Below are 12,236 nucleotides of genomic sequence, written 5' to 3' on the forward strand. Positions count from 1 at the left end.
AGGTCGTTTGGCCTTTTGAGGTATTTTTTTAAGGAGAAGAGAGGGAAAAGAGGAAGGTTTCTGAGCTTTTATGAGGTGAAAACTTGGTGATTGGTAATGAAACTAGTGAGGCGGCGGGGGTAGGGTGCGAATTGGTGGTGATTGGTAATGAAAATATTGAGGAGGCGTGTTTAGGGTGTGAATAAGTAGGGATAAGTAATGAAAGTTTTGAGGTGCCGTGATTAGGGTACGAATAAGTAGGGATAAGTAATGAAAATTTTGAGATGTTGGAATTAGGGTGCGAATTCGAGTTGATAAGTAATGAAAGTTTTGAGGTGCCGTGATTAGGGTACGAATAAGTAGGGATACGTAATGAAAATTTTGAGATGTTGGAATTAGGGTGCGAATTCGAGTTGATAAGTAATGAAAATTTTGAGATGTAGCAATTAAAGTACAAATAAAAGTTAATAAGTAATCAATCTGCCCAGTCGCCTCCACTTTTCATTGTCCAGTTGCGGGCGTCAGAAATTCGGGAAAAAACGCCCATCTGTAGAAAGTCAAAGAGCGACTTTCACAGCTGTTCTTATTTTTCCTCATTTCTTAACGACGCCCTTCACTTTTCTGTGTCTAGTTGCGGCTCCTAGATTGTTCTGAAAATACGTCATAACTACAAGAGAAAAAGCCTCTTGATAGTTATGCCTTAATTTTCTTCACAATCTGCCCAGTCGCCTTCACTTTTCTGTATTCAAATTTGTGAAAAAAGGGTACACTTTTGGTGGAGAAGTTGTTAGTGAAGGAGTGGGAATGATGACATCAGAAATTGATGTTTCGAAGTTTGAGAAAAAGATGATAATTCGTCAAATTGAAGAGAAAGACTTCAAAGAAATTATTAATATGCAAAAGGTTTGCTTTCCTAAAATGGAGCCTTGGGAAATAAGCCATCTAAAGAGCCATATCGAGGTTTTTCCAGAGGGCCAGATTTGTGTAGAGTATGATGGTGAGATTATTGGGTCATCATCGAGTTTAATTATTAACTTTGATGAATATGATGACCAGCATACTTGGGATGAAATTACCGATAACGGCTATATTACGAATCACGATCCAGAAGGTTATAATTTATATGGAATTGAAGTGATGGTTCATCCTGAATATCGTCGAATGAAAATAGGACGCCGATTATATGAAGCGAGAAAAAATCTAGCTCGTAAATTGAATTTAAAAAGTATCATTATTGGAGGCAGAATTCCTAATTATTATAAACATTCAAAAGAGATGACACCTCGAGAATATGTGGAAGAAGTAACAATGCATAATATTTATGATCCCGTACTTACATTTCAGGTGATGAATGGGTTTATGTTAAAGCGAATTAATCGTAATTATTTAGATGATGATAAGGCGTCGTTAAAATATGCAACGTTAATGGAATGGAATAATATTGACTATCAGCCGATGACACCAAAACGTTCCTTTAAAACCTCTTTCCCTGTGCGGATTACGAGCATTCAATATGAAATGAAAAAAATTACTTCATTTAATGATTTTGCCGTGCAGTGTGAATACTATACAGATGTTGCGGCAAGTTATAGCTCTGATTTTGTTGTTTTTCCAGAAATATTCACCTTGCAGTTGTTATCTTTTTTACCAGAAAAAAGTCCGAGTTTAGCGATTCGTCGTTTAACGGAATTTACGGAAGATTACATTGAGCTGTTTACAAATTTAGCGGTTAAATACAATGTGAATATTATTGGTGGCTCTCACTTTGTAGAGGAAGAAGGTAAAATTTTTAATATTGCTTACTTGTTTAGACGTAATGGTACAATTGAAAAGCAATATAAGCTTCATATTACACCAAACGAACGAAAATTCTGGGGAATTACCGGTGGGGATGAAGTCAAAGTCTTTGATACGGACTGTGGAAAAATTGCGATTCAGATTTGTTATGATATTGAGTTTCCTGAGCTCGCAAGGATTGCGGTTGATAAAGGAGCAAATATTATTTTTACTCCATTCTGTACAGATGATCGTCAAGGCTATTTAAGGGTTCGTTATTGTTCGCAAGCTCGTGCGATCGAGAATCAAGTCTACACGGTACTCTCAGGGACAGTTGGAAATTTACCTGATGTTGAAAATATGGACATTCAATATGCTCAGTCTGGAATTTTTAGTCCATCTGATTTTACTTTTGCCCGTGACGGGGTTGTCGGTGAATGTAATCCTAATATAGAAACAGTTGTAGTTGGAGATGTCGATTTAGAAATTTTACGACGTCATCGTCGAGCGGGAAGTGTGAACCAACTCCGTGATCGTCGCCGTGATATTTATGAAATCACATACAAACAAGAGTAGATGATTGTAAATGAAGTTGCTTTCCAAGAAGGAGGGCAGCTTTTTTTCGTTTATGTCAAAGGAAATTGGGCAAAGATGGAGAGGAGAAGGAGGAGCAAACATGCAATTAGAAACGAAAAAAAAACGACTGCCTGTTCATATACAAATCCTCATTTTACTTGTCTTTGTCTTAATAAGTATTGTCTTTAATTATTTATTAACGGATTTTCAAAAGAAATATGAAGTAGAGAATTGGAATGTTGAACTAGCTGACCCAGCAATGAGCTTTCAAAAAGGTCGAACAGAAGATATCCAAATTTTTGTTTTAAATGAAAAACAGGAGCCATTGACAAAGGCAAATGTGCGTCTTGAAATCAACGAGCCATATACCGATAAGAGTGTTAGTGTTGTGATGCATCATCTAGAAGATGGACTTTATGAATCAGAAGTACATTTTTCTGAACCTGGTTACTGGAGCATCCTTGTTAATGTCGAAAATGAACAATACTATTACCAAAAGAATTTATATGTCGAAGTCAATTCTATTGGGTTTGTTCAAAATTATTAACTGGATCGAATAAAGTATGGGACAAACGAAGCTGAACTTAGTTTAGCTTCGTTTTATCATGTATGTATGAAGATCATTTTACTAAAAAAATCTATTTTACATTAAGATGACATTCATTTAGTTATATGAAAAAGTGAGGTACAATGATAAAAGAATAAATATTTTTAGCTAGATAGAAAAAAGAGGATGATTTCGTGGAAGGGGTAACAGGATGAGTGTTTCTTTTTCAAGTAAAAATCGAAAAACTTGGATCGCAGAAATCAATAATCATTCGGTTGATATATTAGTAATTGGTGGAGGGATTAGTGGAGCAGGGATAGCCTTGGATGCTTCATTACGTGGATTGGAAACCATTTTAGTAGAGAAAACAGATTTTGCTAGTGGGGCCTCTGGACATTCGAGCAAACTTTTTCATGGGGGATTACGACATTTAAATCAATTTGATGTAAAAAAATCCTCCGCTTTGATGAGGGAACGAGCCATTCTTCATGAAAATGCTCCACATGTCGCTCGACCAGAGCCGATGCTCATTCCAATATATAAGGAAGGATTATTTAACCGCTTTAAAACATCGATTAATTTAAAAATGTTTGACCATTTGACTGATGTTAAAAAAAGCGAACGTGGAGAGCTGCTTTCTAAAAAACAAACGTTAAAATATGAGCCCTTAATTAATAGTGAGCGTTTAAAAGGAAGCGGTTTATATACAGAATATCGAATTAATGATATGAGATTAACGATTGAAGTGATAAAAGAAGCTGTGAATCGTGGCACAAAAGCGGTTAATTATATGAAAGTAGAATCGTTTTTATATGAAAAAGGCCAAGCGATTGGTGTTATTGCAGTCGATGTCCTATCAGGAGAAGCAATAAAAATTTATGCGAAAAAAATTGTTAATGCGACCGGAGCTTGGCTAGATGAGTTACGAGAGCAAGACCGTTCAAAAAATGAGCAGAGCCTCCAATATGTAAAAGGTGTGCATTTAGTTTTAAATAAAAAAACACTCCCTTTGGAATACGGAATTTATTTTAAGGCAAGAGAAGGCGATGCATTCATTTATGCGGTCCCATTTTATGATAAAGTTTTTGTTGGGGTTGCACAGAGTGGTTGGGCAGGTGAATTAGAAAATATTAAATGGTCAAAAGTGGAGCGACAATTTTTGTTAGATAATTTAAATGGAATGTTTCCGCAAACGAAAATAACGGAACAGGATGTTATTTCGAGTTGGATCGGGATTAGCTCTTATATAAATTCTCCTACTAAGCCACCAAAAAAATCAGAAATTTATGATGATATTATTGTCTCCGATTCTGGACTAATTTCTGTATTATTAGGGACGTTAACGGGTTATCGTATGATGGCAGAAAAGGTTGTTGACATGCTATGTAAGGAATTAAAAATAAATCAACGTTCTGTGACTGATTCTATTACGTTAACAGGTGGATATGTTGGTGGTTCGGAATTATTTGCAGGATTTTGTGAGCAGAAGATAGAAGAAGGTAAGAGACTGGGTTTAAGTGAAAAGCGGGCGAGAACACTCGTTGAACGATATGGTTCAAATGTAGGGAATATTTATGCGAAACTAAAAAGTAAAAGCCGCTTTGCTGGAAAGTGGGGGTTGCCCTCAGATTTATATGCAGAGTTAAGATACAATCTTGAAGAGGAATTAGTCATGGTTCCAGAAGATTTTATCGTGAGAAGAACGGGTGCTTTATACTTTGAAAGAGAATTTATCGAAGAATATTACTTACAAATTCTTGCCTATTTCGCGGACCATTGTCATTGGACAAATGAACAACTACAGCACTATACGGAATCATTACGAACAAAATTAAAAGAAGTACAGTTTACGGAAGATGAACTTGAATTAGAATAACTTCATTCAAGGTATATGCTATAATGAAAAAGACCTAGAAGACTAGTAGGGGGAGACTTTATGGAGTGGAAAACAGAATTTGAAAAATGGAAAATGCATAGCCAACATGATTTAGAATTAAAAGAGCAGCTCGATCAAGTGACAGGCAATGAGGTTTTGCTTGAAGATTGTTTTTATAAAGAATTGGAATTTGGAACTGGTGGTATGCGTGGAGAAATTGGACCAGGACCTAATAGAATGAATACATATACAGTACGAAAAGCGGCTGAAGGATTAGCTAGGTATATAGAGTCAAAAGGGGAAGATGCGATGAAAAGAGGCGTTGTAATTGCCTATGATTGTCGTCATAAATCACCTGAGTTTGCAGAGCAAGCGGCTTTAACGTTAGCGAATCACGGCATTACAACTTATGTATTCCGTGATTTAAGGCCAACACCGGAGTTATCTTTTGCTGTGCGTCATTTAAATACTTATTCAGGAATTGTCATTACTGCTAGCCATAATCCACCAGAATATAATGGATTTAAAGTATATGGACCAGATGGAGGACAGCTACCACCTGGACCAGCAGATGAACTTGTTTCTTATGTACAATCGGTTGAGAATGAGCTCATGATTGAGGTAGGTGATGAGAAGGAGCTTAAAGGGAAACGTCTCTATCAAATCATTTCAGAAGAATTAGATGATGCTTATAATGAACAATTAAAATCCGTTGTAGTTAATCAATCGTTAATTGATGCATACGGAGATAAAGTTGAGGTTGTTTTTACACCATTACACGGTACGGCAAATATACCTGTACGTCGAATTTTAGAGGACGTTGGTTTTAAAAAGGTAACGGTTGTTCGTGAACAAGAATTACCGGATCCGAACTTTTCAACGGTGTCATCGCCTAATCCAGAGGAGCACGCTGCTTTTGAGATTGCAATTCAATATGGCCGAAAAATTAATGCGGATTTATTAATTGGAACAGATCCTGATGCTGACCGTGTTGGGTTATCTGTAAAAGATAATAATGGTGATTATATTGTTTTAACTGGAAATCAAACAGGGGCATTAATGCTTGATTATCTTCTTTCGCAAAAAGACCAAAACGGGGAATTACCTGAAAATGGGATAGTTATGAAAACGATCGTAACATCAGAGATTGGGCGTGCAATTGCTGAAGCTTATCAATTAACAGCGATGGATACGTTAACAGGATTTAAGTTCATTGGTGAAAAGATTGCTGAATTTGAACAAACTAAAGAAAAAAGCTTTTTATTTGGATATGAAGAGAGTTATGGTTATTTAATCGGTGATTTTGTCCGTGATAAAGATGCGGTTCAAGCATGCTTATTAGGAGCTGAATTAGCGGCTTATTATAAATCAAAGGACATGAGCATTTATGAAGGACTTCTTGAAGTGTATCAAAAATACGGCTACTTTTTAGAAGATCTTCAATCCTTAACGTTAAAAGGAAAAGCAGGTATTGAAAAGATTAATCATATTTTAACAACATTCCGTACAAATCCACCAAAAGAAATTAGTGGTATATTAATTGAGTCGGTTGAGGATTATCGATCAAGTGAGTCATTAACGGTGGCGACAGGTGAGCGAACAAAAATTGAACTGCCAGTATCAAATGTATTAAAATATAAACTAGTCGATGGTTCGTGGTTCTGTATTCGACCATCGGGAACAGAACCGAAAGTGAAATTTTATTTCGGCGTAAGAGCAGACAGTTTACCAGAAGCACAATCACAATTAGCCTCGTTAAGAACATCTGTCATGGAGCTTGTTCATCAATATGTATAATTAAAGCGAAGTAAGGCTGCCCAACAAATCATAACAATGATCTGTTACGGGCAGCTTTTTTCGTCTGTTGGAATAGCACAGATGAGAAAAGCAGAAAACAGCTTGTGAAATTGTTTCAGATTTTAGAGGTGAAAGTCATTAAAAGGAAAGCAATGCACATAAACTTTCTTTAATTCATTCGATAGATGTCCGTTTCTTCTCATCTTTTTAAAAAAAGGATCATAGATTGTAAAAAGCTGATCGAGGAGGGACCTTCATGAAAGAAGATGATTGGAAAGAATTAGAAAGAGCAATTGCTGAAATTACTGAAATCGCTTCTGGGTTTGGCCTAGATTTTTATGAAATGCGCTATGAAATTTGTCCGGCTGAAATTATTTATACATTTGGGGCTTACGGGATGCCAACAAGATATTCACATTGGAGTTTTGGAAAACAGTTTCATAAAATGAAATTGCAATATGATCTAGGCTTGAGTAAAATTTATGAACTCGTCATTAATTCCGATCCTTGTTATGCCTTTCTATTAGATAGTAACTCTTTAATTCAAAATAAACTGATTGTTGCTCATGTTTTGGCCCACTGTGATTTCTTCAAAAATAATGTCCGCTTTTCGAATACAAGAAAAGATATGGTAGAATCCATGGCAGCAACAGCTGATCGAATTGCTCATTACGAACATGTCCACGGAAAAAAAGAGGTTGAGGATTTTCTCGATGCTGTATTGGCGATTCAAGAGCATATTGATCCAAGTTTGTTAAGGCCAAAACTTGCTTGGAGTCTGGATGATGAAGAAGAAACAATTGAACGAAAACGTGGAGAATATGATGACCTTTGGGATTTAAGTTCAAAACGTAAGGAAAAAGAGCTTGTATCAAAAAAGAAAAAATTCCCACCAAAACCTGAAAAGGATATTCTCTTATTTATAGAATCATATAGCCGAGAATTAGAACCTTGGCAACGAGATATATTAACGATGATGCGCGAAGAAATGCTTTATTTTTGGCCACAGCTCGAGACGAAAATTATGAATGAAGGTTGGGCTTCTTTCTGGCATGCCCGGATATTAAGAGAAATGAATTTAACGAGTGATGAAACGATTGAATTTGCCAAATTAAATGCTGGTGTCGTTCAGCCTTCGAAAACGTCTATTAATCCATATTATTTAGGGTTAAAAATATTTGAAGATATTGAAGAGCGGTATAACAACCCAACAAAGGAAATGATGGAGCGCCAAGGGGTGAAAAAAGGGAGCGGCCGTGAAAAAATGTATGAAGTCCGAGAAATTGAATCCGATATTTCCTTTATTCGTAACTACTTAACAAAAGATTTAGTCATGAGAGAAGATATGTACTTATTCCAAAAGCAGGGAACCGACTATAAGGTTGTGGATAAGGAGTGGGAACAAGTAAGGGACCAGTTAGCAAATTCAAGGATAAATGGGGGATTTCCTTATTTAGTCGTTACGGATGGAGATTATTTGAAAAGTGGCGAACTTTATATTTCTCATGCATATGAAGATAGAGAATTGGATGTCACTTATTTAGAAAAAGTACTTCCATATTTTTATCAATTATGGGGGAGACCTGTTCATTTAGAAACGATGGTCAATGAGAAAAAGCTTGTCTTTATTCATGATGGGAAAAAAATCCACCGGAAATATTTATAAAACAGAAGTATTCTGAGCGATGACGGCATATCATTGGATGTGTCGTTATTTCTTACGTAAAGTAAGTTTTTAGACCAAATAAGTAAGCGGCTCTCCTTATTAAATAGAAATGCCGAAAATAATATCTGAAAATTAGAATAAAATGATTGACTATTCATAGGCAATGCGAGTATGATTAAATTTACTATTCATAATTACTTCGAGTTACTAAATTCTTTGAAAAGGTGGGGGAGACCAAAAAAGAATAAAGTGAAACGTCAAATGAGAGGCATAAAATAATAAACAGTAAAAAAGGCGGTGGAGTAATGGACACTTTTAAACGTCTGAAGGATTTTTATTTACCTTATAAAAAGTACTTCTTCTGGTCGTTAATTTCATTGCTTGGTGTAACGGGAATGACGGTTGTTTATCCAATTATTTTACAAATGTCGATTGATTCGGTTACACAAGGCGAGTATGGTTTGATTCCTTGGTTAGTGTTAGCCCTCCTAGTGGCAACGCTCATAAAAAGTATCACAGCATTTATTAACCAATATTATGGAGATTTATTCGGAATTTCCTCCGTTTATCAACTTCGAAAAGCTCTATATAAGAAACTACAATTCCTTCCTTTTAAGTACTATGATAATGCCAAGACTGGTGATTTAATGTCAAGACTAACAGCGGATGTTGAAGGTTTTCGCTTCTTTTTATCTTTTGGGTTTGCCCAACTTGTCAACTTCGTCTTATTAGTCACATTTAGTTTAGCAGTTATGTTTTACTATTCAGTCCCTCTTACACTATTGACGATGGCGACATTGCCCTTTTTATGTGTAACCGTTTATATGTTTGATAAACGTGTACATCCTCGTTTTAGAAAAATTCGTAAATCATTAGCGAATCTTAATACGAAGGTTCAAGAAAATGTCAGTGGTGTTCAAACAGTAAAAGCTTTATCACAAGAGGATGAGGAGTCCAAACGATTTGACGTAACAAATGAGGATTACCGAACAAAACATATCGATATTGCAAGAGTATGGGGAAAATACTTCCCTTTAATGGAGACGATTGGGAATATGGCTTCTGTTATTTTGATTGGATTTGGGGGGTACCTAACCATTACAAATAGCATGACTGCCGGGGAGTTTGTGGCCTTTTTTAGTTTAATCGGCTTTATTATTGGGCCGATCATGCAATTAGGTTTTATTATGAATACATTCTCACAATCAAAAGCATCTGGAGAGCGTTTATTAGAAATTTTAGATGCGAAAGAACGTGTTGATGAATACCGGAGTGACAAAGAAAAAGTTCGATTAATTGGTGAAGTTAAATACGAAAATGTTGATTTAGCTTATAATACCGAGACAAATCACGCTTTAACTAATATTTCTTTTGAGGCAAAAAAAGGTCAAACGATTGGCTTAGTTGGAGCGACTGGCTCAGGTAAGTCGAGTGTTATTCAGCTCTTAACACGTTTTTATCAAAAAACAGATGGAGAGATTTTTATTGATGGAAAACCAATTGAACAATACTCGATGAAACAGATTAGAAGCAATATCGGGATTGTATTACAAGAAACGTTTTTATTCTCTTCGACTATCCGTGATAATATTTCATATGGAGTTGCGGGTGCCTCAATGGATGATATTATTGCTGCAGCGAAACGCGCGGATGCGCATGAATTTATCTCTGAGTTACCTGAAGGGTACGATACGGTATTAGGAGAAAGAGGACTAGGGTTATCTGGTGGACAAAAGCAACGGATTGCGATTGCAAGAGCGATTTTAATGGATCCAGCGATTTTAATTATGGATGATGCAACAAGTGCAGTGGATATGCAAACAGAAGTGAAGATTCAAAAAGCGTTTAGAGAAGTAATGGAAGGGCGAACGACTTTTATTATTGCTCACCGTATTTCTTCTGTGAAGCATGCCGACCAAATTCTTGTCTTGGATCAAGGACAAATTGTTGAACGTGGAACTCATGATGAATTATTAGAAAATGAGGATGGAATATACCGTCGCATTTATAATATTCAAAACCAAGATCAGCAATATGTGCTTCAACAGGCTTAAGGGAGTGTTATTTGAATGAGTGAACGGGCAGTAAAAGCAAAAAATACACGATTTCATTATACGGTTGAGAACATCATTGAAAAGCCATTTAACTGGAAACAGATGACAAGGTTATTACAATATATGAAACCTTACGCAAAAACGATATTGCCTAAAACGATGGTTATGATGTTAATTGCGACCGCGATACGTTTGGCGATTCCTTTTTTAGTCGGGTTTATGGTCATTGAGTATGCCCTTATACCAGGTGATTTTACGATGCTTGCTTATTTAGCAGGGGCTGTGCTCGTTTTATACATTATTTCTTATTTTGCTAATATGCTTAGAATACGGTGGATGAATGAGCTCGGACAGCATATCATTTTTGATATTCGTGAATCTCTTTTTAAACATATTCAAAGATTATCGCATCGCTTTTTTGACCAACGCTCAGCTGGCTCCATTTTAGTGCGTGTCATTAATGATGTAAACTCTTTACAGGATTTGTTTACAAACGGAGTCATCAATTTAATTATGGATATCGTTATGCTACTTGGGATTGTCTTTATTTTATTCTATTTAAGCCCAGAGCTCGCGATCTTTGTTTTAATTGTTGTACCGATTATGTTCTTCATTTCAACAAAGCTTCGTCGAAACATTCGGCGTGCTTGGCAATATGTTCGTGTCAGACAATCGGTTTTAAATTCACACCTTAATGAGAGTATTCAAGGAATCCGTGTTACTCAAGCATATGCTCAAGAAAAAGAGAACATGGAATTCTTTGAAAATGTGAACAATGAGAATTTCAAAAGCTGGAGAAATGCAACGAAACAAAATGCATTATTCCGTCCATTTGTAGAGATGGCTAGTGTTGTTGGGGCAATTGTCCTTATTTGGTACGGGTCTACATTAATTCAAGGTGGCCTTGAAGTGGGGGTCTTTGTTGCCTTTGCTTTCTATTTAGGGATGTTTTGGGAACCGATTTCAAGATTAGGGCAAGTGTACAATCAGCTTTTAGTAGGGATGGCGTCATCGGAGCGAATTTTTGAGTTTTTAGATGAGAAACCATCCGTACCAGAAAAAGCGAATGCGATTCCAATCGGTGATGTTAAAGGAGAAATGGTTTTTGAGAATGTGGAGTTTTCTTATGATGACAAACGGAAAGCATTAAAAGGAATCAATTTAACCTTTAATGCCGGTGATACGATCGCTTTAGTCGGTCACACCGGTTCAGGAAAATCGACGATTGTTAATTTAATGAGTCGATTCTATGACCCAACGGCTGGGCGAGTTTTATTAGATGGAAATGATTTAAAAGATCTTAAGTTGCATGAATTAAGAACAAATGTCAGTTATGTTTTGCAAGATACGTTCATATTTGCCGGAACGATTTTAGAAAATATTCGTTTCGGGAAGCCAACGGCAACAGACGAAGAAGTGAAAGCAGCGGCAGAGGCAATTGGAGCCCATACTTTTATTGAACGTTTAGATAAAGGTTATGAAACAGAGGTTGAGGAAAAGGGAAGTGTTCTCTCTGTTGGGGAGCGCCAATTATTATCGTTTGCTAGAGCTTTACTAGCCGATCCAAAGATTTTAATTTTAGATGAAGCCACAGCGAGTATTGATACGGAAACGGAGCTTAAAATCCAACAAGGGTTAAAAAAGCTACTTCATAACCGGACGGCCGTGATGATTGCCCATCGTCTATCAACGATTCGCGATTCAGATAAAATTATCGTCCTTGATCACGGTGATGTGATGGAGCAAGGGACACATAATGAGTTGATGGATAAAAAGGGCATTTATTATGAACTTGTTAAATCACAATATTCAGCGATTCATGCAGACTAAATAAGTGTATAGACCTCTTACATCAAATTAATGATGTGAGGGGTTTTTGATCGGGGATGAAATGATAGTTACTTAACCGAAACTTTCTTTCCTTATTTTCGTAAAGATAAAGAAGCTATGAAAGAATCTTTATTC

Annotated in this window: 7 protein-coding genes; all 7 read left to right on the forward strand. The window is 36.3% G+C overall.

All coding sequences use genetic code 11. From position 1 onward, the window contains the following. The first annotated feature begins 786 nt into the window (after positions 1–786). Complete coding sequence (locus BALCAV_RS06005; RefSeq protein ID WP_003323685.1) at positions 787–2,331, forward strand: bifunctional GNAT family N-acetyltransferase/carbon-nitrogen hydrolase family protein; 1,545 nt, start codon at positions 787–789, stop codon at positions 2,329–2,331. A gap of 100 nt (positions 2,332–2,431) precedes the next feature. Next, the gene (locus tag BALCAV_RS06010) at positions 2,432–2,878 is read left to right on the forward strand and encodes a FixH family protein (RefSeq protein ID WP_160173390.1); all 447 of its coding nucleotides are present in this window, start codon (positions 2,432–2,434) and stop codon (positions 2,876–2,878) included. A 211-nt stretch (positions 2,879–3,089) separates the two neighbouring features. Next, positions 3,090–4,754 (forward strand): glycerol-3-phosphate dehydrogenase/oxidase, encoded by a 1,665-nt coding sequence (locus BALCAV_RS06015; RefSeq protein ID WP_003323683.1) that lies wholly within the window; start codon positions 3,090–3,092, stop codon positions 4,752–4,754. Positions 4,755–4,814: 60 nt separating this feature from the next. After that, the gene (locus tag BALCAV_RS06020) at positions 4,815–6,551 is read left to right on the forward strand and encodes a phospho-sugar mutase (RefSeq protein WP_003323682.1); all 1,737 of its coding nucleotides are present in this window, start codon (positions 4,815–4,817) and stop codon (positions 6,549–6,551) included. 256 nt (positions 6,552–6,807) lie between these two features. Beyond that, on the forward strand, positions 6,808–8,217 hold the full coding sequence (locus BALCAV_RS06025) for a SpoVR family protein (RefSeq protein ID WP_003323681.1): 1,410 nt from the start codon (positions 6,808–6,810) through the stop codon (positions 8,215–8,217). A 305-nt stretch (positions 8,218–8,522) separates the two neighbouring features. Continuing rightward, complete coding sequence (locus BALCAV_RS06030; RefSeq protein WP_003323680.1) at positions 8,523–10,271, forward strand: ABC transporter ATP-binding protein; 1,749 nt, start codon at positions 8,523–8,525, stop codon at positions 10,269–10,271. Between the two features lie 15 nt (positions 10,272–10,286). After that, positions 10,287–12,101, forward strand: coding sequence for an ABC transporter ATP-binding protein (locus BALCAV_RS06035; protein ID WP_040323701.1), 1,815 nt, complete (start codon positions 10,287–10,289; stop codon positions 12,099–12,101). The last annotated feature ends 135 nt before the right edge of the window (positions 12,102–12,236 follow it).

The sequence above is a fragment of the Alkalihalobacillus alcalophilus ATCC 27647 = CGMCC 1.3604 genome, from assembly GCF_000292245.2.
Taxonomy (GTDB): domain Bacteria; phylum Bacillota; class Bacilli; order Bacillales; family Bacillaceae_D; genus Alkalihalobacillus; species Alkalihalobacillus alcalophilus.